17 protein-coding genes, 1 other RNA gene and 2 pseudogenes are annotated in these 22,369 nt (G+C 65.1%); 6 read left to right on the top strand and 14 right to left on the bottom strand.

What is annotated here, in order from left to right; all coding sequences use genetic code 11:
• Nucleotides 1-104: 104 nt before the first annotated feature.
• The 5 genes from murF to rsmH form a co-directional block, all read right to left on the bottom strand.
• Complete coding sequence (gene murF, locus IVA80_RS13090) at nucleotides 105-1,484, bottom strand: UDP-N-acetylmuramoyl-tripeptide--D-alanyl-D-alanine ligase (protein ID WP_247430068.1); 1,380 nt, start codon at nucleotides 1,482-1,484, stop codon at nucleotides 105-107.
• Nucleotides 1,481-2,953, bottom strand: a complete 1,473-nt coding sequence (locus IVA80_RS13085) for a UDP-N-acetylmuramoyl-L-alanyl-D-glutamate--2,6-diaminopimelate ligase (RefSeq protein ID WP_247430065.1) — start codon at nucleotides 2,951-2,953, stop codon at nucleotides 1,481-1,483. Before IVA80_RS13085 ends, murF begins: the two co-directional genes overlap by 4 nt.
• A gap of 84 nt (nucleotides 2,954-3,037) precedes the next feature.
• Nucleotides 3,038-4,780, bottom strand: coding sequence for a penicillin-binding protein 2 (locus tag IVA80_RS13080; RefSeq protein ID WP_247430063.1), 1,743 nt, complete (start codon nucleotides 4,778-4,780; stop codon nucleotides 3,038-3,040).
• Nucleotides 4,777-5,169, bottom strand: a complete 393-nt coding sequence (locus IVA80_RS13075; RefSeq protein ID WP_247430060.1) for a hypothetical protein — start codon at nucleotides 5,167-5,169, stop codon at nucleotides 4,777-4,779. Before IVA80_RS13075 ends, IVA80_RS13080 begins: the two co-directional genes overlap by 4 nt.
• A 3-nt stretch (nucleotides 5,170-5,172) precedes the next feature.
• A complete protein-coding gene (gene rsmH / locus IVA80_RS13070; protein WP_247430057.1) occupies nucleotides 5,173-6,162 on the bottom strand; it encodes a 16S rRNA (cytosine(1402)-N(4))-methyltransferase RsmH in 990 nt (329 codons plus the stop codon).
• A gap of 477 nt (nucleotides 6,163-6,639) precedes the next feature.
• Here rsmH and IVA80_RS13065 point away from each other — a divergent pair, with 477 nt between their 5' ends.
• On the top strand, nucleotides 6,640-7,503 hold the full coding sequence (locus tag IVA80_RS13065; RefSeq protein WP_247430054.1) for an N-acetylmuramoyl-L-alanine amidase: 864 nt from the start codon (nucleotides 6,640-6,642) through the stop codon (nucleotides 7,501-7,503).
• A 121-nt stretch (nucleotides 7,504-7,624) separates the two neighbouring features.
• Here the strand turns inward: IVA80_RS13065 and IVA80_RS13060 are convergent, their stop codons facing one another.
• Together IVA80_RS13060 and IVA80_RS13055 are read right to left on the bottom strand one after the other, a co-directional pair.
• The gene (locus IVA80_RS13060; protein WP_247430135.1) at nucleotides 7,625-8,857 is read right to left on the bottom strand and encodes an RNA polymerase sigma factor; all 1,233 of its coding nucleotides are present in this window, start codon (nucleotides 8,855-8,857) and stop codon (nucleotides 7,625-7,627) included.
• A complete protein-coding gene (locus tag IVA80_RS13055) occupies nucleotides 8,857-9,207 on the bottom strand; it encodes a YciI family protein (protein WP_247430051.1) in 351 nt (116 codons plus the stop codon). Before IVA80_RS13055 ends, IVA80_RS13060 begins: the two co-directional genes overlap by 1 nt.
• 148 nt (nucleotides 9,208-9,355) lie before the next feature.
• Here IVA80_RS13055 and rnpB point away from each other — a divergent pair.
• Nucleotides 9,356-9,787, top strand: an RNA gene (gene rnpB, locus IVA80_RS13050) — RNase P RNA component class A.
• A gap of 274 nt (nucleotides 9,788-10,061) precedes the next feature.
• Here rnpB and IVA80_RS13045 read toward each other — a convergent pair.
• The gene (locus IVA80_RS13045) at nucleotides 10,062-10,517 is read right to left on the bottom strand and encodes a DUF983 domain-containing protein (protein ID WP_256467375.1); all 456 of its coding nucleotides are present in this window, start codon (nucleotides 10,515-10,517) and stop codon (nucleotides 10,062-10,064) included.
• Nucleotides 10,518-10,566: 49 nt separating this feature from the next.
• Here IVA80_RS13045 and IVA80_RS13040 point away from each other — a divergent pair, with 49 nt between their 5' ends.
• A complete protein-coding gene (locus tag IVA80_RS13040) occupies nucleotides 10,567-11,937 on the top strand; it encodes a PLP-dependent aminotransferase family protein (RefSeq protein ID WP_247430045.1) in 1,371 nt (456 codons plus the stop codon).
• A 66-nt stretch (nucleotides 11,938-12,003) separates the two neighbouring features.
• Here the strand turns inward: IVA80_RS13040 and IVA80_RS13035 are convergent, their stop codons facing one another.
• Complete coding sequence (locus IVA80_RS13035; RefSeq protein WP_247430039.1) at nucleotides 12,004-12,273, bottom strand: hypothetical protein; 270 nt, start codon at nucleotides 12,271-12,273, stop codon at nucleotides 12,004-12,006.
• 231 nt (nucleotides 12,274-12,504) lie between these two features.
• On the opposite strand from IVA80_RS13035, the gene IVA80_RS13030 reads away from it, so the two are divergent.
• Nucleotides 12,505-13,248 carry a sulfite exporter TauE/SafE family protein gene (locus IVA80_RS13030; protein WP_247430036.1) on the top strand — a complete coding sequence of 248 codons (744 nt, stop codon included), beginning with the start codon at nucleotides 12,505-12,507 and terminating at the stop codon, nucleotides 13,246-13,248.
• On the opposite strand, the pseudogene IVA80_RS13025 reads toward IVA80_RS13030, so the two are convergent.
• From IVA80_RS13025 to IVA80_RS13005, 5 genes and pseudogenes are all read right to left on the bottom strand, one after another.
• Nucleotides 13,245-14,480: pseudogene (locus IVA80_RS13025) on the bottom strand (O-antigen ligase family protein). The gene IVA80_RS13030 and the pseudogene IVA80_RS13025 sit on opposite strands and share 4 nt — an antisense overlap.
• Before the next feature lie 122 nt (nucleotides 14,481-14,602).
• Nucleotides 14,603-16,008, bottom strand: a pseudogene (locus IVA80_RS13020) (MATE family efflux transporter).
• Nucleotides 16,009-16,069: 61 nt separating this feature from the next.
• Complete coding sequence (locus IVA80_RS13015) at nucleotides 16,070-17,869, bottom strand: ABC transporter ATP-binding protein (protein WP_247430033.1); 1,800 nt, start codon at nucleotides 17,867-17,869, stop codon at nucleotides 16,070-16,072.
• 325 nt (nucleotides 17,870-18,194) lie between these two features.
• Complete coding sequence (locus IVA80_RS13010) at nucleotides 18,195-19,778, bottom strand: DHA2 family efflux MFS transporter permease subunit (RefSeq protein WP_247430030.1); 1,584 nt, start codon at nucleotides 19,776-19,778, stop codon at nucleotides 18,195-18,197.
• A 27-nt stretch (nucleotides 19,779-19,805) separates the two neighbouring features.
• Complete coding sequence (locus IVA80_RS13005; protein WP_247430026.1) at nucleotides 19,806-21,128, bottom strand: HlyD family secretion protein; 1,323 nt, start codon at nucleotides 21,126-21,128, stop codon at nucleotides 19,806-19,808.
• A 195-nt stretch (nucleotides 21,129-21,323) separates the two neighbouring features.
• Between IVA80_RS13005 and IVA80_RS13000 the strand changes: the two genes are divergently transcribed.
• The gene (locus IVA80_RS13000) at nucleotides 21,324-21,959 is read left to right on the top strand and encodes a TetR/AcrR family transcriptional regulator (RefSeq protein ID WP_247430023.1); all 636 of its coding nucleotides are present in this window, start codon (nucleotides 21,324-21,326) and stop codon (nucleotides 21,957-21,959) included.
• Between the two features lie 55 nt (nucleotides 21,960-22,014).
• Nucleotides 22,015-22,356 carry a DUF6665 family protein gene (locus tag IVA80_RS12995; RefSeq protein WP_247430021.1) on the top strand — a complete coding sequence of 114 codons (342 nt, stop codon included), beginning with the start codon at nucleotides 22,015-22,017 and terminating at the stop codon, nucleotides 22,354-22,356.
• Nucleotides 22,357-22,369: the final 13 nt, after the last annotated feature.

Here is a 22,369-nt window from a genome sequence, read left to right as displayed (position 1 = left end):
ATGCGCATTCGCTGGTCTTCATCATGGGGTCGGGCGACCTCTGGGAAAACGGACGGCTTCGCGCCGCAAGGGGTGGGATTCGGGAACAGCGCCTTCCAAGCAGTTTACGCCTTTGCCTGCAAGGCGGCCACTAGGCCCGGCACAAACTTGTTGACCCAGAACATCTTCTTGCTGCCCTTGACAACCACGACATCGCCTGCCCTCAGCAGATTTGCGACCTCGCCCGGCCTCAGCGTGGCGGGATCGTCGTGCCAGCCGAGGCCCTTGCCGGCTGGAAGCACCTCGAACAGCTGACGCATCAGCGGCCCGACGCAGTAGACGCCGTCGATGCCTTCGAGATGCCTGGCGAGGCCGGTATGGTAGCTTGGAGCATCATCGCCCAGTTCCAGCATGTCGCCGAGCACCGCAATGCGGCGGCCGCCGGTCATGTTGCGCGCCTGGAGGCTTTGCAGCGCAGCAGCCACGCTGGCCGGATTGCCGTTAAAACTGTCGTCGATCAATGTGACGCCGCCAACCGCCTGCTCGACGCCGCGGCCGGTCATGATGCCGACCCGGTCGAGCTTGACCGCGAGCGTCGCCACATCGAGGTTCGCTGCGCGGATCGAAGCCAACGCAGCGAGCGCATTCTGCACGCGGTGCGGTGCGCCCGGGGTGAGGCTGAAGGCGATCTCTTTCTTGCCGATCGCGGCCACCACCTGCCAACTCTCGCCGTGCGGCGCGTGCGCGACCTCGTGCACCTCGGCGTGCTCGCCGAAGCGCACGACCTTGCCCTTCCATTCGGGCGCCTTGATCCCGGCGGGCAGCACCAGCACGCCGTCCGAGGGCAGGCCGAGCGCGATCGACACCTTCTCGCGCCTGATGGCTTCGAGCGAGCCGAGCTTTTCCAGATGCACCGGCTGAACGTTGACGACGAGCGCGACGGTCGGCCGCGTCAATTCGCTGAGCCGCGCGATCTCGCCGGTCTGGTTCATGCCCATCTCGACGACCCAGAGGCTGGCGTCGGGCCTGGCGTTGCACAGCGTCAGCGGCACGCCCCAGAAATTGTTGAAGCTCGACGGGCTGGCATAGGCGTTCGGATAGGCCGCCAGAAATTCCTTGGTGCTGGTCTTGCCGGCGCTGCCGGTGAGCCCGATCACCGGGCCGTTGAAGCGCGCGCGGGCGCCGCGTGCGAGGCCCCAGAGGCCGTCGATCAGCGTGTCCTTCACGATGATCTGCGGAATGCCGATGCCCGCGATCTCGTGCGGCACGATCATCGCGGCAGCGCCCGAGGCTTCCGCCTTGTCCGCGAACTCCCAGCCGTCGCGCGCACTGGCGAAGGCCGAGATGAAGCCGCCGCTCGGCGTGCCGCTCAGCGCGACGAACAGGCTGCCCGGCTTCACCAGGCGGCTGTCCTGGGTGACGAAGTCGATCGGCGTGTCCGGGAATGATCCGGCGGCGCCCAGCGCACGCGCCACTTCGGCAACCGTCCATATCGGCGCGCTCATGCAATCCTCGACGCTAATGCGGCGGCGACCGCCTCGTGATCACTGAAGGGCAAAACCTCGCCGCCGACGATCTGCCCGGTCTCGTGTCCCTTGCCGGCGATCAGCAGCGCATCGCCATCCTCCAACTCCCCGATCGCGGTGCGGATCGCCGCTGCGCGGTCACCAATTTCGCGGGCACCTTTTGCGGTGGCGAGGATCGCGGCGCGGATGGCTTCCGGCTTCTCGCTGCGCGGATTGTCGTCGGTGATGATGATGCGGTCGGCATTCTCCGCCGCGATCTCGCCCATGATCGGACGCTTGCCGGCGTCGCGGTCGCCGCCGGCGCCGAACACGACGACCAGCCTGCGCTTGGCGTAAGGCCGCAGCGCCTGCAATGCCTTCGCCAGCGCATCGGGCTTGTGCGCGTAGTCGACGAAGATCGGCGCGCCATTGCGCTCGCCAACGCGTTCGAGACGTCCCTTGGCGCCTTCGAGATGCTCGAGGCTCGCAAACACACTCGCCGCGTCACTGCCGGTGCCGATCGCAAGGCCGGCCGACACCAGCGCATTCTCGATCTGGAATTCGCCGACCAGCGGCAGCCGGATCGAAGAGCGCTTGCCGCGATGCTCGAGCGCGAGGACTTGCGAAAAGCCATCGACCTCGGCGGCCACGAGACGAATGCCCTCGCCTGCCCCGTCGCCATTGCGCCCGACCGCCATCACGCGCAAACCGCGCGACTTCGCCGCGCCGATCGCTTCCGCCGAACTGTCGTGATCAGCCGAAATCACGGCCGCGCCGCCGGGCGGGACCAGCTCGCGGAACAGCCGGAGCTTTGCTGCGAGATAATGCGCGACGGTTGGATGGTAATCCATGTGATCGCGGGAGAGATTGGTGAAGCCGCCGGCGGAGACGCGCACGCCGTCGAGGCGATATTGGTCGAGCCCGTGCGAGGACGCTTCGACGGCGAGATGGGTGACGCCCTCGCGCGCGATCTCGTCGAGCTGTCGATGCAGCGCGATCGGATCCGGCGTCGTCAGCGAGCCGTAGACCGTGCGCTTGGGCGAGACGAGGCCGATGGTGCCGATGCTGGCGGAGACATGCCCCAGCCGTTCCCAGATCTGCCGCGTGAATGCGGCGACCGACGTCTTTCCGCTGGTGCCAGTCACCGCCGCAATCGTCGCGGGCTGCGCCGGATAAAATCGTGCAGCAGTCAGCGCCAGCGCGCGGCGTGGATTGGCGACCGTAATGAACGGCACCTTGCTCGCCGCCGGCGCGTGATCACCGACGACCGCCACCGCGCCTGCGGCAATCGCGGCATCGGTGAAGCGGGTGCCGTCGGTCTTGCTGCCCGCGAGTGCAAAGAAGAGATCGCCCGGCCTGACCACGCGGCTGTCGAGCGCAACACCCGTCACCTCGAGCACCGCGGCAGCGGGCCCGATTGCGGCATCATTGCCCGGAATGTCCTGACCCAGGAGGTCGCGCAGCTTCATGGTCTTCCAGTCGACATGCCCTGCCGGAAAGCCGAATCTCCAGGGAACTCCCGACTCAGCGGCGGCGACGGCCTTCCCGGTTGATTACTGAGTTGTCCTGGATGCTGCAAGAATAAGGCGCTCGGACGGCGGCAGGTCGAATCGCGGCTCAATGCCCAGAAGCGGCGCGATCCGCTCGATCACCTTGCCGCCGGTCGGCACCGCGTTAAAGCCTGAGGTGATGAAACCATGCGTTTCGGGCAGCGCCTGCGGCTCGTCCAGCATGATCAGTATCTGATACTTCGGATCGTCGCAGGGCATGATCGCGGTGAAGGAGTTGAGCACCCGCTTCTTCGCATAGCGGCCATTGATGACCTTCTCGGACGTGCCGGTCTTGCCGCCGACATAGTAGCCCTTGACGTCGGCGGTTTTTGCGGTCCCGATTTCGGCATTGAGCCGCATCAGGAACCGCATCTTGTCGCTGGTCTCCTGCTTGATCACGCGCTTGGCCATCGCCGCAGCTTCGGACTCACTACGCTTCATGAATGTCGGCGGAATCAAATAACCGCCGTTCACCAGGGCGTTGATGCCCATCACCGCCTGGAGCGGCGCTACCGACAGGCCCTGACCGAACGCGATGGTGACCGTGTTCAGCTCACCCCAGCGGCGCGGCACCAGCGGAGCCGCGCTCTCGGGCAATTCGGTGCGCAGCCGCGTCAATTGTCCCATCTTGGCCAGGAACGCCTTGTGCGCCTCGACCCCCTGGCCGAGCGCGATCCGCGCGGCGCCGATATTGGACGAGAAGGTGAACACTTCCTTGGTGTTGATGAAACGCCCGAGCGAGTGGCTGTCATGGATGGTGAACTTGCCGTAGTGCAGGTTTCCGCGCGCATCCCACGACGAGTTCAGGTTGATCTTGCCGGAATCGAGCGCCATCGCCAGCGTGAACGCTTTGAACGTCGATCCCATTTCGTAGACGCCGGTGGTCAGGCGGTTGATGCGATCGGGGTCGTGCGCTTCCTTCGGATTGTTGGGATCGAAATCCGGAAGCGAGACCATCGCCACGATCTCGCCGGTCTTGACGTTGGAGACGATGCCGGAAGCCGCCTTGGCGTGGAACTTCTCCTTGGCCTTCAGGAGTTCGTCGCGCAGCGCGTGCTCGACGCGCAGATCGACCGACAGCTCGATCGGCTTCTGCAGCCGGTCGGTGGCAAAGCCCGCGCGGTGGAGATCGGCGAGCCCCTGATTGTCCAGCCACTTCTCCATGCCGGCGATGCCCTGATTGTCGATGTTGACCAGACCGATGAGGTGGGCGACCTCGTTGCCGGTCGGATAGACGCGCTTGTTCTCGCGCAGGAAGCCGATGCCGGGAATGCCGAGCTTGTGGATGTCCTGCTGCTGCTTCGGCGTGATCTCGCGCTTCAGCCAGACAAAACCCTTTCGCGCCGACAGGCGCTCGCGCACCTCGGCCTCGTCGAGGTCGGGCACTGTCGCGGTGAGCAACTCGATCGCTTCGTCCTTGTCGATGATGCGGCGCGGCTCGCCGAACAGGCTCGCCGCCTTGACGTCGGTTGCAAGGATAGCGCCGTTGCGGTCGACGATGTCGGGCCGCGCGGTCGCGACCACCTCCTGCGCAGCAGCACGGCGCGCGCCGTGGGCGTCGGCGCCGATCGCAAACATCACGAGCCGGCTGCCGATCAGGATGTAGACCCCGGCGAAGGCCAGCATCGCGAGGCCGACGCGCGCGCGCGCCTTCGCGGCGCGGTCAACATTGCGCCCGTAGAGCAGGCTACGGATCAGCCGCTGCCGCAACGGTTCAGTTGGTTTGGCCGGAACGGCAGCGCTCATGGCTTGTCCTCGGGCTGAGTCACCGAGCCCGTCACCGTGTCGGGATCGCTCGCGGCTTCGATGGTGTTGAGCATGGCCCCGATCGGATCCGGCTCGCCCGGCCTGAACATCCGCGGCGGACGCTCCGGCAGGTTCTTCAGCGGATCATATTGCGTGCCGTTGACAGGCTTGAGCTGCAGATGCCGGTCGGACAGGCCCTGCAGGCGCAGCGGCGCATCGAGCTTGGCCCATTCGGAACGCAGCGCCGCGATGGCGTCGCGCTGCTCGCGGATCTCCGCATGCAGCCGCAGCACTTTCTCGGTGCGCGCCGTGGAGTCCATCTTGATCCGGTAGACATAGGCTGCCGCAAAGATCAGCGCGCCGATGACGAGAAGGTGGATGAAGCGCATGCGCTAGCCGCCCCTCATCACGTCGGAGAGTTTTGGCCAGGACGACGTCTCGCCGTCCTCGTGCGCGGGCGCAGAGGTGCGCTCGGCAGCGCGCAGTTTTGCCGAACGCGCGCGTGGGTTATGCGCAACTTCCTCCTCACCGGCGATCACCGGCCGCCGCGTCAGGAGCTGGAAGCTCGGCGGAACTTGCGCCACTTCCGGCAGATGCCGCGAGCCGCCGCCGGTCCTGGAGCGCTCGCCAAGGAAATTCTTGACGATGCGGTCTTCCAGCGAATGGAACGAGACCACCACCAGGCGGCCACCGGGCTTGAGCACGCGCTCGGCGGCAGCAAGCGCGGTCTGAAGTTCCTCGAGCTCTTCATTGACGAAGATGCGCAGGGCCTGGAACGTTCTTGTCGCGGGATGAATATCGCCGGGTTTTGAGCGCACGACCCTGCCGACGAGATCGGCGAGCGCGCGCGTGGTGGTGAACGGCGTCTCCTGCCGGTCCGCCACGATGGCGCGGGCGATGCGGCGCGAATGCCGCTCTTCACCAAAGAGATAGATGATGTCAGCGAGATCGCTTTCCGAAGCGCGCGCGACGATGTCGGCCGCCGTCGGACCTGCCTGCCCCATCCGCATGTCGAGCGGACCGTCGAGGCGGAAGGAGAAGCCGCGGCCGGCCTGGTCGAGTTGCATCGAGGAGACGCCGACGTCCATCACGACGCCGTCGACGACATCGAGGCCTTGCGCCGCACAGACCTCGGCGAGATTGGAGAAGCGGTCCTCGACCAGCGTCAGCCGGCCGGCGGAGCGTTCGACCAGCTCGGCACCGCCCGCGATCGCAGTGCGGTCGCGGTCGATCGCGATCAGGCGGGTTCCCTCGACGTCGAGGATGGCGCGGCTATAGCCGCCGGCGCCGAAGGTGGCGTCGATATAGATACCACCCTCGCGCGGGGCGAGATGGTCGATGGCCTCGCGGCCGAGAACGGGGATATGCGGAGCCGAGCTCATGCGCCACGCCTGCCGGACGCCCAGCCTGACGTCGATGCCAGATCGGGGACGAACGAGCCCATAGCACCTCGAATGATTCCGCGTCGCGGCGGTTCCACGACCCAACCCTTGTGCAGCATGGTTACCGAGCCCGGTCATCCCGGGCCGCCAACCCAGTATTCCCAGTGGAATTTGTCGGGCAGCCATGGGATTTCGAGCCAAAAACGCTTTGGCCGCCTCCGGACGCGGGTCGGCTCTTCATCCCTCAGTAACGGCCCTTAGCGTTAAGAAAGCGTTGATCGGCTCGCTCCAAGTCGAAAAGGTGACTTGACGCAAAAAAGTGACCTGGCGTCATAAACCGACTCCGCGGTGATGCTCCATCCACACACATGCGCCAAAATGCATCCGTTAACCGCGCCGCGCGATTGCGCGCGGCGGAGGGTAAAGGAATAGTAAAGAGAAGGGCTTGGCCCACTCTCTGTCAGACTTGAGCTGTCTATGTCGTCCGGTTCGTCCACGCCGTCTGGATCTGATTCGAAGCGTCAACGCGTTCTCCCGGTTCCCAAGGCCGCGGCGAATACGCGGACGTTCGACCCGGATTCCTCGACCGTCTCCGACATCATCCCCTCGCCGAATCATGGCGACCGCAACAAGGGACGGCAGCCGGATATGATCGTGCTGCACTACACCGGCATGCCCGATGTCGAGGGTGCGCTGGCGAGGCTGTGCACCGCGGGCACCGAAGTGTCGGCGCATTACGTCGTGCTGGAGGACGGCCGCATCGTGCAATGCGTGCCCGAGTCAAGGCGCGCCTGGCACGCGGGGGCCTCGTCCTGGGCCGGCGAAGACGACGTCAACTCCTGCTCGATCGGCATCGAGATCATCAATCGCGGCCATGACTGGGGCTATCCGGAGTTTCCGCTGCGCCAGATTGCTGCCGTAATCGCGCTGTGCCGCGGCATCATGCTCCGCCGCAAGGTGCCCGCGCACCGGGTGCTCGGCCATTCCGACGTCGCACCTGCGCGCAAGAAGGACCCCGGCGAGAAATTCCCATGGCATTCGCTGGCCAATTCCGGCGTCGGCCATTGGGTGACACCCGCGCCGGTCGTGCGCGGCGAGAGCCTGATGCTCGGCACCATCAGCGACGAGGTGCTGAGCCTCCAGCAGGCGCTCGCCCGATATGGCTACGGCGTGCCGCTGACCGGTAAATACGACGCCGCGACGATGGAAGTCGTCACCGCTTTCCAGCGCCACTTCCGCCCGGCGCGGCTCGACGGCGTCGCGGATCACTCGACGCTGTCGACCTTGCAGGCGCTGCTGGCGAGCCTCCCGGCGGAGGGGGCGGCGGTGGCGTCGAAATAGGATCCGTCGTCGCGAATGTACCTCTTGCTCCGTCATGCCCGGGCTTGTCCCTGGCATCCACGTCTTTGTCTCCGCGCAGGAAGAACGTGGATGGCCGGGACAAGCCCGGCCATGACGAAACTCAATCCATCTCCCTCATCCTTCGCGCATACAGCCGCCGCAACGGCTCCAGTTGCGTCGCTTCCGTCGCCGCGCGATAGGCCTCGCGCGCTTCGTCCTTGCGGCCGAGCCGTCGCAGCAGATCCGCACGCACCGCCGGCAATGGCTCATAGCCACGAAGCCCGCCGCGCGCGGTGATCGCGTCGACGAGATCGAGCGCGCGGTCCGGACCGTCGACCATCGACACCGCCGCGGCGTGGTTGAGCTCGATCACGGGAGACGGGCTGATGCGCAGCAGCACCTCATAGAGTCCGGCGATCTGCGGCCAGTCAGTCTCCTCAAAGCTCGACGCACGCGCATGCAGCGCCGCGATCGCGGCCTGCACCGCATAGGCTTGCGGCAGCCCGAGCACGCGCAGCGCATCGTCCACCAATCGCAGACCTTCCTCGATCTGCGCGCGATCCCACAGCGTGCGGTCCTGCTCTTCCAGCAGCACGATGTCGCCGGCGGCGGTCTCGCGCCCGGCGCGCCGCGCGTCATGCAGCAGCATCAGGGCGAGCAGGCCTTTGATCCCGGCGCGATCGGGCATCAGCCGATCGAGCAAACGGCCGAGCCGGATGGCTTCGACCGCAAGATCGGCCCGCATCAGATCTGCACCCGAGGTCGCGACATAGCCTTCGGTAAAGACGAGATAGATCACGGCCAGCACGCCGTCGAGCCTCGGCGCCAGCGCGTCGGGCTCGGGCACCTCATAGGGAATGCCGGCGAGCCTGATCTTCTGCTTGGCGCGGACGAGGCGCTGCGCCATCGCTTCCTCACCGACGAGGAAAGCCCGCGCGACCTGCGAGGTCGAGAGCCCGCCGACGGTGCGCAGCGTCAATGCGACCTGGACCTCGGGCGCGAACGCGGGATGGCAGCAGGTGAAGATCAGCCGCAGCATATCATCGTCGAGCATCGCCGGCGTCTCGTCGGGCGCCTGCGCGTTCAGCTCGAGCTCGTGTACGAGCGCCTGCTGCTTGCCGCGAAACGCAATCTGGCGGCGGACCCGATCGATCGCCTTGTTGCGGGCGACGTTGACCAGCCAGGCGCGCGGATTGTCCGGCATCCCGCACGCAGGCCAGCGCTCGAGCGCGACCGCAAAGCCATCCTGAAGCGCATCCTCGGCGAGATCGAAATCGCCGACGAGGCGGATCAGGGTGGCCAGCGCCCGCCCCGCCTCGTCGCGAAAGATCTTGTCGATATCGGTGGACGAAATCACTTGTAGATCATGACCGGCCTGACTTCGATCGATCCCTCTTTGGCTTCCGGAATCCGCGCAGCCAGTGCAATCGCGGTATCGAGATCCTTGGCTTCGACCAGATAGTAGCCGCCGAGTTGCTCGCGGGTCTCCGCGAACGGACCATCGGTTGTCATGATCTTGCCCTCGCGCACGCGGACGGTAGTCGCCGTCGTGGTCGGCTGCAGGCCATCGCCAGCCTTGAAGTTGCCGCTCTGGACGATGGACTGGGTATAAGCACCGTACTCCGCCGACACCTTTTGCCGGTCCTCGGGAGTCATGTTGATCAGTTTCGCTTCGTTCCGGTAGATCAGCAGCAGATACTGCATCGGTTACTCCTGTTGTTCGGCTGGATCGCCGACATGCAGTCGAACGGGGCACACACCAAACGACATCTTCAGGATAAATTATTTGACGACCGCGTGCGCGGCGATCTCCGCTTGACGGAACCGTCACAAATGCCCCATGCGTAAGCCGTCAGTCGGCCGGACGGCCGCTCCGGCAGGGGCCGAAAGGCCGCCGGGGAGGAAAGTCTGGGCTCCCTTGACATACGGTGCCGGATAACGTCCGGCGAGGGTGACCTTAGGGAAAGTGCCACAGAGAACGAACCGCCCGCCGTCGCCCCTTCGGGGGCTTTGGCGAGGTAAGGGTGAAAAGGTGCGGTAAGAGCGCACCGCGGCTGCGGCAACGGAGCCGGCATGGTAAACCCCACCGGGAGCAAAACCGAATAGGGACGGCGTAGCGGGCTGTTCGCGCAAGCGATAACGCCGCGGGGCGATGTCAGGCCCGCCGTCCGGGTAGGTTGCTCGAGGCCATGTGCAAACATGGTCCCAGAGGAATGGCCGTCACGTATCGTTCGCGCAAGCGGACGGTGCCCTACAGAACCCGGCTTACAGGCCGGCTGATATCTTGCAACGAGGGGTTCGATGCTGACCGCATCGGGCCCCTCACCATTTTGGCCCGGCTGTCATTCCGGGGCTCGCGAAGCGAGAGCCATGATGCGCAATTGCGCATTCATAGTTCGTGCTGCGCACGCCCCGCAATGACGAATCAAGGCCCAACCGCCGGACCATGCGCCATGACAGAGCAGAAAAGTCTTCGAGCGTGCGGCCATCGGTGTTTCCATCGTTCTTGTTTGTACGATGGAGTGTAGGGGCCGAGCGCGCGATGTAAACGCTGCCGCTCAGGCCGCGCGCGTGTCCACCTTCACCAGCACCGGCGCAAGCTCGCGCCGCAGCTTGCTTGCCTCGAAGCCGTGCATGCCGATCTGCCATTGCAGTCCCACGATGCCGCCCTTGGTCGGTTGCAACAGTGCCAGCGAAGCAAACAGCGTCATTGGCAGCCACACCGCCAGCTGCAACCAGACTGCCGGCGCATAGGCGGTCTCGACCGCGAGGATCGCCGGCACCACGAGATGGCCGACCACGACGATCACGAGATAAGCGGGGAGGTCATCGGCGCGCTGGTGGAACAGCTCCTCGCCGCAATGATCGCAGGTATCGGTGACCTTCAGGAAACGGCCGAACAGATGCCCTTCGCCGCAGTTCGGGCACTTGCCGCGAAAACCGCGCCACATCGCCTTCGCCAGAGAAACTGAATTGGTCGCCATGACCACACCTCTTCCTTTTCGCCGATCCATACAATAATATCCTCTATCCATACATTCAAAGGAGAATGGGCTATATTGCATGGATTGGACCCCTACAATTTCGGAGCTGAGCGGGCCGCGCTACCAGCGCATCGTCGAGGCCATGGAGGCCGACATCGCCGCGGGCCGGCTGGTGCGCGGCCAGCAACTGCCGACGCAGCGCGCGCTGGCCAAAGTGCTCGGCATCGATCTCACGACGGTGACGCGCGCCTACACCGAGGCGCGGCGCCGCGGCATCATGGAAGCCCGGGTCGGACGAGGCTCCTTCGTATCGGAGACCAGCGCGCGCCGCGCGGTCGACATGCCCCACCCCGTCGCGATCGACCTCTCGATGAACGTGCCGCCGCATCCACTCGAGGCCCAGCTCGACGAGCGCATCATCGCGGGAATGGAAGCCGTCCGCGCGCAATCGGGCCTGACCGCGCATCTCAACTATCAGCCGCCCGGCGGCAGCGCGCATGAGCGCGAGGTCGCGGCACGCTGGATGCGTGCACGCGTTCCGCACGCGCAGGCCGACAGAGTCGTGATCTTTCCGGGCGCACAGACGATCCTGTTCAACCTGCTCGCCCATCTGGCGCGGCCCGGCGAAATCGTGCTGACGGAAGCCCTCACCTTCCCCGGCATCAAGGCCGCCGCGGCACAGCTCGGCGTCAAGCTCGTTGGCGTCGCCATGGATGACGGCGGCATCCTGCCCGATGCACTTGCGAAGGCGTGCCGCACGCACCGACCGAAAGCCGTCTATCTCATTCCAACGCTGCACAATCCGACCACCGCGACGCTTTCCGCCGAACGGCGCAACGCGATCGCAAAGATCATCAGCGAAGCCGATACGGCGCTGATCGAAGACGATGCCTACGGATTGCTCGACCGTTCGGCATCGCCGATCGCAAACCTCATTCCGGAGCGGACCTATCTTGCGACAACGCTCTCAAAATGCATCGCGCCGGCGCTGCGCGTCGCTTACCTCGTCGCTCCCGACCACGCCGCGCAGCAGGACATGCGTGCCTGCTTGCAGGCCACCGTGCAGATGCCGGCGCCGTTGATGGTAGCGCTGGTGACGCATTGGATCGAGAACGGCATCGCCGATCGCATCATCACCGCCATCCGCAACGAGGCGGTCGGCCGCCAGCAGCTTGCCCAACGCGCGCTGAAAGGCTTTCGGTTCCTGGCCAAGCCAGCCGCGCATCATCTCTGGCTGCGGCTGCCGGATGGCCGTCCCGACGTCGCCGCGCATCTGTTGCGGAATGGTCTTGCAGTCGTCGGCGGCGATGCTTTCACTGTGAACGGAACACCGCCGCATGCAGCGCGCGTCTCGCTCGGCGCAGCGCGCAATCGAGCGGAATTGACGGAAGCGCTGCGCATCCTGGTCGGCGCGCTGCACAGACCCGCCGACACCAGGCAGATCGTCTAAAGCATGATCCGGAAAAGTGTGCAGCGGTTGTCCGAGAATGATCATGCTTAACCAATGAGCCGCTTACTATTGCCGATGGCGATGGCGATGGCGCGAGCGGACCACCGGCGCAACGGCTGACGGATAGGCCTGCGATGCATAGGCATCGCTCGGCGTTCCCTGCTGGCCGAGAGCCGCGCGCGCCGCAGGCGTGAGCTGGCCGCCATTCAGCACATCGCGATCGGGATGGGCGGCCTGATAGGCCGCGGGCTCGGAAAACTGCGCCTGCGCCATGGTCGGCATCAGGGCCGCAGCAGACAGCAGCGCGGCCGCAACGGCAATCTTCGTGCGGGTCATGGTCGTTCTCCATCATCTCGTTCGGGGAGAGGCCAATCGGAGCGCATCATCGCGTCGGGCGGGCCCCCAGATTCAGCTACGGCCATCATGTAGGCCTGTCTTTCGCGAACGCCCACCGGTGGGGATCACGCTTGCGTGCGGTTTTGAAATTGACCTGCACGGCCGCAACCGTGCTATGCGGGCGGTGGCGATCAACAGTTCGGTATCGCCCATTGCGACAAGGACAATCTGTTGGAAACGCTCACTTACGCGCTGCTGCTGTTCGGCGCATTGGCCGGCGGCTTCGTCTCGGGGCTGGCCGGCTTCGGCACGGCGCTGATGGCGCTCGGCATCTGGCTCTACGTGCTGCCGCCCTCGCTCGCGGTGCCGCTGGTGCTGATCTGCTCGGTGATCGCGCAGAGCTCGACGCTGCCGTCGATGTGGAAGAGTTTTGACCTGTCGCTGGTCTGGCCATTCCTGATCGGAGGACTGATTGGCGTGCCGCTCGGGACCATGATGGTCGCCTCCGCCGATCCAAAAGTGTTCAAGCTGAGCGTCGGCGTGCTGATCCTGATTTTTTCAACGGCTCTCTACCTGAACAAGAGGCCGCTCGCCGTCACGTTCGGCGGCCGGATCGCCGACGGCGCAATCGGCTTTGCCGGCGGCATTTTGGGCGGCCTGGCCGGCCTGTCGGGACCGCTGCCGATCCTGTGGGCCAATATCCGCGGCTGGAACAAGCACGAGCGCCGCGGCATCTTCCAGCTCTTCAATTCCACGGTGCTCGCCACCGCGCTGGTGTTGCAGACGGCGTCAGGCCTCGTCGCCTTCAAGGTGGTCTGGCTCGCGCTGGTCGCCTTCCCGGGCACGCTGATCGGCGCATGGGCCGGTGCGCGCGTCTATCACGCGCTGAGCGACAAACATTTCGGCGATGTCGTGCTCGGCCTCTTGTTCCTGTCAGGTCTCGGCCTCGTCTGGAACAGCTTTGGCGCGCATTAGCTCTGTGTCTTCTTCGCAGCGAGCGCCATGCCGCCGGCGACGCCGACATCGAGCACGTAGATCCAGCCCGAGGTGAAATCGAACAAATGCGTGTTGAGCAGTGAGGACAGCATGTTCTGCACCACGATCAGCATGCCGATCCAGCAGGCCAGCCCCTCGCCGCGAAACATCAGAAGGTGCGCAAGCCACAGCGCATAGAGCACCACCAGGATTCCGACGACGCCCCACTGCACGGCAACGCTGAGGGTCTGATGTGCGGGTTGCTGACGACCTCGCCGCGCAGTGGATCGATATCCGCATCGACGGCCACACTTGCGAACAGGCCTCGGATCGGGCCGGTGCCGTGCCCGATCAGCGGCGCGTCGGCGATGAATCCCAGGGACTTCCGCCAGTATTCCAGACGTGAGCCCATGCCGCTGATCGAATTGTTCTCGGCCTCCAAGCTCCTTTCATAATCGCTCTGGAATTTGCCGACGGTCGCGCGCAGATGCGGCGACACGGCCCAGAGCGATACGGCGACCAACGCCGTCGCTCCGCCGGCGACGAGCGCCGCCCGCCAGCGCAGATGCAGCAGCGCAAACACCGCGAGCAGGATCGGCAGCGTCACCAGCGCCGTGCGCGAGACCACCATGAACATCATGTTGGCAAGGAAGCCGATCGCCGATATGGCGAACAGCGCCGCGATCCGAATGCGGACCCCGGCGGACCAGCGTCACGATCGGATAGACCAGCGCGATCGCGCAGAGCGCGAACTCCTGGCTCTGGTCGATATAGTTGCGGACCGCGATCCCGCTCTCGACCTTGTAGGGTCCGCGCGACAGATACAGTTTCAGCGACAGTGCGGGGTCGATCGCGGCGGCGAAGGAATACAGCATCAACACCGCGCACGACGCCAGGAACGCGGAAAACACCCAGTTGCCGTGGGGCCAGCGCTCGAACTGATAGATCAGCAGCGGAATCACCAGGAGCTTCGCCGGCGGTCCGATCGCATGGGCTCGCTCAGGCCATGGCGCATCCGACCAGAGCATCCCGGCGACGGCGAGAACGACCAGTCCGATCGGCAGGAGGCAGATCGGGCGCCGCAATGAGCGCGGAAACTCCCTGAGATCCACGAACGCGAAGGCGATCAGCCAGGACACGAGTGCAAAGGTCAGCCCGGTGGTGGTCCACGGCAGTAGCAGCGCGACCAGAGCGACGAAGCGGGCCGGCGTGCGGTAACGCGCCGCCCAGATCGCGGAGAGCCAGGACGCTCGCCCCTACTCGGTCAACAGCTCGGTCATTCCGATCCCCGGTAGATTCGCGCCATCCCCACGGCCGTGGGTGGGGGACAAGCGCGCGTCCGTTCAAACCGTCGCTACGCGGGCTCGCGCACGGGTGGCACGGCCGGCTCGACAAGCGTTGGCTCCGCAACGTTCTCTCGCGGCGGCAGTACGAGGCGTTTGCTGAACTCGCGGCGCAACAGCCAGACGCTTAAGCCGGCCTGAAGCGTTGTCGTCGCGATCGACAAATACCATACGTGCTCCATCCGGAAGCCCGGCCACGTCGAGAGCCAGATCGACGGCAGGGAATAGGTCAGGACCCGCGTTGCCGAGGTCCACAACACCGGCTTGGTATTGCCGAGCCCCTGGAACATGCTGGAGCAGGTAAAGATCAGCCCCTGCGCCATCATGTTGAGCGAGACGATCCGCAGAAAGAGCGACGCGACCGCCATTGTCTCTCGATCATTCGAGAAGCCGGCAAGCAACAGGCCTGGCGCGAGCTGCGCGAGGATCAGGAGAATGACCATCACGGCAGTCGCGATGAGCGCCGCTTTGACGAAAGTCTCCCGCACCCGCGCGCCGTTGCCTGCACCGAAATTCTGGCCGGCGATCGGCCCTGCGGCGAGGGCGACGGCGAGCGCCGGCATCTGGATCAGGCCAAGGAGACGCGTCCCGATGCCAAATCCGGCCTGCGCCGCCGGGCCGAAAACGCTCAGCACGTAATAGCCCACGCCATGATGATGAAGACCATCACGAACTCGCCGCCCGCGGGCAGGCCGACATTGAGGATCCGCTTCCATTGCCGAAGCTGCGGCCGCCATTGCGCAGGATGGAACGCGACGTAACGCTCCAGCTTGAGGAAATACCCGAGCAGCATCAGCACGCCGACGAACACGGCGATCGAGCTGGCAAGCCCGGCTCCGGCAACACCGAGCGCATGCCCGGTGCCCCAGCCCGAAATCAGCACCGGCGCCAGCGCGATGTTGATGGCCACGGCGAGCGCCTGCACCAGCATGCTCGGCCGCACGATGCCGGTCGCCCGCAATGCAGACGCCATCACCTGCGTCGCAAATTGCAGCGCCAAGGCCGGCATGAACCAGAGCAGATAGATCGTGCCGGCTTCAACCGTGGCTTCGTCGGCCGCAACCGCGCGCATATAGGGGCGCGACAGTGCGAAGCCCGCCACCAGCGTCAGCAGCCCGAACAGCACTGACAGGACGACCGACTGGTTGAAGACGAGATTGGCGTCGCCGCGGTCCTTGCGGCCCACGGCGTGTGCAATCAAAGCAACCGCGCCGACGCCGAGCACCTGCATCAGGGCGTTGACGAGAAAGCCGGCGTTGCCGGCCGCAGCGACACCCGCGATCGCCGCCTCGCCTAGCCCCGAGACGAAGTACAGATCGACCAATTGGCAAACCATGATCGTGACCATGCCGACCATGATCGGCGGTGCCATGGCCAGGATGTGCTTCGCGATGGAGCCGTTCGTCAGATCTTTCATGTCGTCCATTCCCTGGCGTCGCGGCTTTCCGGACCTTCGTCCGTCAGCCGTGCGCCATTTCTCATTCCGCCGCTGCGACGTGCCCGAGCTCCACCACCTGGCGCTCGAACAGGCCGCGATAGATGCCGCCGGGCTTGCCTGCGAGCAGGGCGTGCGTGCCCTGCTCGACGATCGCGCCGCGGTCGAACACCAGGATGCGATCGAGGCTGCGCACCGTCGACAGCCGGTGCGCAATCACGATCGAGGTCCGGCCCTTCATCAGCCGCTCCATCGCCTGCTGGATCAGCGCCTCCGATTCAGAATCCAGGCTCGAAGTCGCCTCGTCCAGGATCAGCACCGGCGCATCCGCCAGAAAAGCGCGCGCCAGCGCCACGCGTTGTCGTTCGCCGCCCGACAGCTTCACGCCGCGCTCGCCGACCAGCGTGCCGTAGCTCTTCGGCAGGCGCAGGATGAAATCGTGCGCATTGGCCAGCCGCGCTGCCCGCTCGATTGCCTCCAGGCTGGCACCGGGCCGGCCATAGGCGATGTTCTCGGCGAGCGAGCGGTGAAACAGGATCGGATCCTGCTGCACGATCGCGATCTGGCTGCGCAGCGATTGCTGCGTGGCGAGAGCAATGTCCTGCCCGTCGATCAGCACGCGGCCATCAGAGACGTCGTAGAGCCGCTGTACCAGCTTGACGAAGGTTGTCTTGCCGGAGCCGGAGCGGCCGACTAGGCCGACGCGCTCGCCGGCGCGGATCGTGAGCGACAGTCCGTCATAGAGCGGCGCGCGATGACCGCCATAATGGAACGTGACGTCGTCGAACACGATCTCGCCGCCGTCAATCGCGGTCGGTCGCGCGTCGACCGCGTCCGCAATCCCGATCGGCTCGTCATGGATCGCCACCAGCTCCTCCATGTCGTTCACCGAACGCTGGAGGTTGTTGATGTGCATGCCGACGTCGCGCAAATAGGAATGGATGACGTAGTAGCTCGTCAGCACATAGGTGACGTCGCCGGGCGAGGCATGCCCGGACATCCACAACAGGACCGCCCCGCCGATCACCGAGCCGCGCAGGCACAGCAGCAGCGAAAATTGCGACATAGCGGTGTAGTTGTAGCGAAACCAGGTCCGCCGCACCCGCACGCGCCAGCGGCTGATGACGCGGCCAAGCCGCGCGTCCTCGCGCGCTTCCGCACCGAAGGATTTCACCACGGCATTGCAGGTCAATGCGTCCGCCAGCGTGCCGCCGACCTTGGTGTCCCAGGCGTTGGAGACACGCGCGGCCGGCGCGATGTAGCGGGTCGAGAACAGCACCGTCATCGAGACATAGGCGAGCGCGCCGAGCGCGATCACTGCGCCGAGCGAGGCCCAGTGCGCGCCAAGCAGGACCATCGACCCCATCAACACGACGAGGGAAGGCAGAAGCGCGAGCAGGATGGTGTCGTTGAGCAGATCAAGCGCCCACATGCCGCGCGTGATCTTGCGCACGGTCGAACCCGCGAAGGCGTTCGCATGCCAGTCGGTCGAGAAGCGCTGCACGCGCATGAATGCGTCCTGCGCGACGTCCGACATGATCTTCAACGTGAACGGCACGATGGCCTGGAGGCCTGCGAGTCGCAGCACCATCGAAGCCGCGCCCAGCGCCACGATGGCGCCGAACGCAACCAGCGCCGCATGGCGCGCATCGGGATCAGACGGGCCGCGGGTCAGCGCATCGATCAAATGTCCCGAGAAGACCGGCATGAACAGGTCGGCGATGGTCGCCCCCAGCAGGCTGCCGGCCACGACGAGGCCGCGCCCCGGCTGGTTCAGCCAGTGCCGGAACACGAAGGGCAGCACCACGCGTATCGCCGCGGGCTTTTTTGACAGAGCGGTCATGGCATCATCCGGCCGCTTTTTGCGAGCCGGCTCCATCGATGGACGCAAGCCGGCCGCGAGGGCCGAGGCGGCGTCACTTAAGATTGGCTTTAACTTGGGAAGCGGTGTGATCGGGACCTGGAGCCCAATCGAAGCTGGCGGAAAGGGCCTCTAGGAGGCCGAGCACATACCGAGCCAGAACTTCACCGAGCGCGGGCGTGCGATCTGCGAATGCGACGAAATCATGCAAATCCCTCCCCGGTTCAATGAATGAGGTGCGCTTTATAGATGTGGAGTTGGTGATTTGCAACGGGGCTCGCGCGAGATCACGCACGAGTGTTGCAAATTAGTGCGCGTCGCCGCCGCCGGCCATCGACGCCGGCTTGTTCAGCAGTGTGACCAGCAGGCTGAGGCCGAGATAGAACAGTGTCAGCATGAGGAAGGCGTCGCCAAAGCTCATGACCACCGCCTGGCGGTGCACGAGCTGGCTGAGCTGCTTCATCGCCATCAGTGTGGCATCGCCGAGCCCCTGAAATTTCTGCATGAACATGGTCAGGGTTTCGGTCGCGGCCGCATTGCCCCAGGTCACGCGCTCCTGGAGACGGGTGATGTGCAAATCGGTGCGGTCGTTGAGCACGGTGTTGATGACGGCGAGGCCGACGGCGCCGCCGAGATTGCGCATCAGGTTGAACAGGCCGCTCGCGTTCTTGACCCGGTCCGGCTCCAGCGTGCCGAGCGCGATGTTGTTGGTCGGCACCATCGCGAACATCATGCCGACGCCGCGCAGGATCTGCGGCACGAGCAGCTCGTAGAAATCGTAGTCGCGCGTGATCCAGGTCATCTGGTAGGAACCGATCGCGAACACGATGAGGCCGAACGCGATCATGTAGCGCATGTCGAACTTCACCATGAGGCGGCCGACCAGAGGCGCAACCAGGAACATGGTGATGCCGGAGACGAACATGGTCTCGCCGATCATCAGTGCGCTGTAGCCGCGCACTTCGGCGAGATAGCGCGGATAGATATAGGTCAGGCCGTAGAGGCCGATGCCAATGCAGAACTGCAGCACGCAGCCCACAGCGAAATTGCGATTGGAGAAGGTGCGCAAATTGACGATCGGCTCGGCCGCCGTGAAGACGCGCCAGAAGAAGGCGATCGCCGACATCGCGCAGATCCAGGCGCAGATCGCGACCGAGGTGTCCTGCATCCATTCATATTGCGGGCCTTCCTCGAGGACATATTCCAGAGTGCCGAGGAAGCCGGCCATGAAGATCAAGCCCCACCAGTCGAAACGATCGAGCAGCTCGAAATGCGGCTCGTCGAAATCGACCAGCGCCAGCACGCCCAGGGTGATGGCGATGCCGGGCACGATGTTGATGAAGAACAGCCAGTTCCACGACATCAGATCGGTGATGTAGCCGCCCACGGTCGGCCCGATGGTCGGCGCCAGCGTTGCGACGAGGCCGATGATGGGACCGACGATGTGGAATTTGGAACGCGGGAAGACGGTGTAGGCCGAGGCGAACACCGTCGGGATCATGCCTGCACCGAGGAAACCCTGCAGCGCGCGCCAGAGGATCATCTCCTCGATGGTCGTGGCAAAGCCGCAGAGCAGGCTCGAGGCGGTGAAGCCGGCCGCCGAGATCGCGAACAACAGCCGCGTGCCGAACGCGCGCGACAAGAATCCCGACAGCGGGATCGCGATGACTTCAGCGATCAGATAGGCGGTCTGAACCCAGGACACTTCGCTCGAGCTCGCCGACAATCCGGCCTGGATTTCGCTCAAGGAGGCCGAGACGATCTGGATGTCCAGGATCGACATGAACATCCCGAACACCATGATGACGAAGGCGAACAGCCGCTTCGGCGCGATGCGCTCCGATGCGGGGTTGCCCATCATGGCAGGTGAAGCAGTCGTGGCGTTCGCCATGGTCTGACCTCGCAGCGCTTGAAGCGCCTACTGCGGATGGACCATGGTGGGATCGTCGAGATCGATCTCGCTGTCGGCGTCGGCCGCACCCTTGTTGGTGTCGACGCTCGCGTAGACCGACATGCCGGCGCGCAGCAGGTTCTGCCTGGCGACCGACTTCGGCACGCGGATGCGGACCGGCACGCGCTGCACGATCTTGGTGAAATTGCCGGTGGCGTTATCAGGGGGCAGCAGCGTGAACACCGAGCCCGCGCCCGCCGCGATGCTGTCGACGACGCCGGAGAATTTGCGCATGCCGTAGGCATCGACCTTGATCGTCACCGGCTGGCCGGGACGGATGCGCTTGAGCTGCGTTTCCTTGAAATTGGCGTCGATATAGACGTCATTGAGCGGGACGATGTTGCCGAGACGCTGGCCGACCGCGACGAAGTCGCCGGCGCTGACCAGGCGGTTCGAGAACGTGCCGTCGACCGGCGCGCGCACCGCGGTGAAGGCGAGATCGCGCTCGGCCTTGGCGAGCGAGGTCTTGAGCTCGGCGAGCTGCGCCTTCGCTTCAGCCTGCTGCGCCTTGGCGACATCGACATTGCTGACGGCGACGTCGTAAGCGGCCTGCGCAGCCTTGACCGCGGCGGCGCCCTGGTCGCGTCCGGCTTCGGAGCTCTCGAAGGTAGCGCGCGAGGCAAAACCCTTGCTGTTCAGCGCCTGCTGGCGCTCATAATCGAGATCGGCGCGCTTGAGGCCGGCTTCGGCGGAGACGAGCTGCGCCTTGGCCTGCGCAACCTGGCTGTCGAGCGCTGCAATTTGGCGGCCGATGCGATCGATAGTGGCCTGCTGGGTGGCGATCCTGGTCGCGGCGGCATCGACCGCGATCTTGTAGTCACCGTCATCGATACGAAAGACGATGTCCCCGGCGCGCACCGTCGTGTTGTCGCCCGCGAGGATCGAAGAGATGTGGCCGGCAACGCGCGCGCCCAGCATGGTGTTGTTGGCGCGGACATAGGCGTCGTCGGTGGCGATGTGGAAACGGCCGACCAGCGTGTAGTAGCCGGCATAGCTCGCGACCGCGAGCGCCAGCACGAGGCCAACACCCGTCAGGACGAACTTGCGCTTGCCGGACTTCCGCGCGCCAGCGGCGGCGGACGCGTCCAGCACAGGCGTGGCCGGCTTGTCGGTCACGGGCTTCTCCGGCGCCTGAGCGGTGCGGCGCTTGGTTTCCTCGGCCACATGAGAGCGCAACTGCTCGGCAAGCACGGCAGATTTCTCGGTCGCAGCCTCGCTGCCGGCCTGCTCCGGCGTCTCCACCGTTTCCTGGTGAAGGACGCGCGCAGCCTGGTCTCTCGATACGGCCATAAAGGCCTCCCCGAAATAAAGCGCGATCAAGGACGGCCGTCCTGCGACCGGTTCCCTCCCGCCATTCCAAATACCATTGACCGAACGGTTCGGTCAACATACATAATATGCCGGGCGGGACCCTACTGGCCCGAATCCTCTATTTGGGTTTCATAGTCCGGGCCCAATGCAAAAACCTTCCGAGACGCTGAACCAATGGTTGTAGCCAGTCGCGAACATCTGCACGTCATTCCGGAGGAGGACAGCTCCAAGCGCCGCCAAATTCTGGACGGTGCCCGCAAGGTGTTCATGGATCTCGGTTTTGACGGCGCCAGCATGGGCGAGATCGCGCGTGCCGCGCAGGTCTCCAAGGGCACGCTCTACGTCTACTTCGCCGACAAATGCGCCCTGTTCGAAGCCATCCTCGAGCAGGAGGCGCTCCAGTTCGGCCAGGTCGTGTTCAATTTCGATCCCGCGCGCGACGCTGAGACCACGCTGAGGGATTTCGGCCGCGCCTACATCCACCTACTTTGCCGGCCCGGCGGCGGATCGGCGATCCGCACCGTGATGGCGATCGCCGAGCGCATGCCCGATGTCGGCCGCCGTTATTATTTGCGCGTGCTGGACAAGACCATCAACCGCCTCTCCGACTATCTCAAGGCCCACGTCGCGTCCGGCGATCTCAAGATCGACGATAGCGATCTTGCGGCGTCGCAGTTCATGGAACTGTGCAAGGCCTCACTGTTCCTGCCCTTCGTCTTCCAGGCCGCACCCGCGCCGTCGGAAGAACGCATGATCGAGGTGGTCGACAGCGCGACGCGGATGTTTCTGGCGGCGTACCGCGCGAAATAACGGCAAGCAGGACGCGCGTTGCGTCGGCCGCTCCGGCGCCATTATATTTGGGCTCATGTCTCGTGATCTTCGCCCGCCCGTCGATATCCTCCATTATGAGATCGTCCAGGAACAGGCCTCCGCGCTTGGCCGGATGGGCCGTACACTCGAACAGGCGCTCACGCGTTTGCGCGAGTTCGACGCCGCGCACGCTGCCGCGGAGGTGCCTGCTTCGATGCAGCCGGTCCGGCGCAAGCTGGTGATGGAAGCCGGCCAGGCGCTCTGGATGTTCGTGGTGCAACGTGAGGCGACCGGCCTGCGCGACAGCCGCCATATCATGCGGACCTACAACGTCCCCGGCGAGGTGCAGCGGTGCATGGGGCTGGTCCCCGCACCGTCGAAGCCGACCTCGAAATGAGTTTCCAGCTTCA

The sequence above is a fragment of the Bradyrhizobium sp. 139 genome, from assembly GCF_023074175.1.
Classification (GTDB): domain Bacteria; phylum Pseudomonadota; class Alphaproteobacteria; order Rhizobiales; family Xanthobacteraceae; genus Bradyrhizobium.
Note: the sequence above shows the minus strand (reverse complement) of the source record. Positions and strands in the feature narration are given on the sequence as shown.

Bases quoted from the DNA above. Each gene is read 5' to 3' on its own strand.
- IVA80_RS13010 (WP_247430030.1), bottom strand. From the start codon at position 19,778: ATGGCGAACGCCACGACTGCTTCACCTGCCATGATGGGCAACCCCGCA.
- IVA80_RS13035 (WP_247430039.1), bottom strand. From the start codon at position 12,273: ATGACCCGCACGAAGATTGCCGTTGCGGCCGCGCTGCTGTCTGCTGCG.
- IVA80_RS13085 (WP_247430065.1), bottom strand. From the start codon at position 2,953: ATGAAGCTGCGCGACCTCCTGGGTCAGGACATTCCGGGCAATGATGCC.
- IVA80_RS13065 (WP_247430054.1), top strand. From the start codon at position 6,640: ATGTCGTCCGGTTCGTCCACGCCGTCTGGATCTGATTCGAAGCGTCAA.
- IVA80_RS13055 (WP_247430051.1), bottom strand. From the start codon at position 9,207: ATGCAGTATCTGCTGCTGATCTACCGGAACGAAGCGAAACTGATCAAC.
- IVA80_RS13040 (WP_247430045.1), top strand. From the start codon at position 10,567: ATGGATTGGACCCCTACAATTTCGGAGCTGAGCGGGCCGCGCTACCAG.
- IVA80_RS13080 (WP_247430063.1), bottom strand. From the start codon at position 4,780: ATGAGCGCTGCCGTTCCGGCCAAACCAACTGAACCGTTGCGGCAGCGG.
- IVA80_RS13045 (WP_256467375.1), bottom strand. From the start codon at position 10,517: ATGGATCGGCGAAAAGGAAGAGGTGTGGTCATGGCGACCAATTCAGTT.
- IVA80_RS13005 (WP_247430026.1), bottom strand. From the start codon at position 21,128: ATGGCCGTATCGAGAGACCAGGCTGCGCGCGTCCTTCACCAGGAAACG.
- rsmH (WP_247430057.1), bottom strand. From the start codon at position 6,162: ATGAGCTCGGCTCCGCATATCCCCGTTCTCGGCCGCGAGGCCATCGAC.
- IVA80_RS13075 (WP_247430060.1), bottom strand. From the start codon at position 5,169: ATGCGCTTCATCCACCTTCTCGTCATCGGCGCGCTGATCTTTGCGGCA.
- IVA80_RS13015 (WP_247430033.1), bottom strand. From the start codon at position 17,869: ATGACCGCTCTGTCAAAAAAGCCCGCGGCGATACGCGTGGTGCTGCCC.
- IVA80_RS12995 (WP_247430021.1), top strand. From the start codon at position 22,015: ATGTCTCGTGATCTTCGCCCGCCCGTCGATATCCTCCATTATGAGATC.
- murF (WP_247430068.1), bottom strand. From the start codon at position 1,484: ATGAGCGCGCCGATATGGACGGTTGCCGAAGTGGCGCGTGCGCTGGGC.
- IVA80_RS13000 (WP_247430023.1), top strand. From the start codon at position 21,324: ATGGTTGTAGCCAGTCGCGAACATCTGCACGTCATTCCGGAGGAGGAC.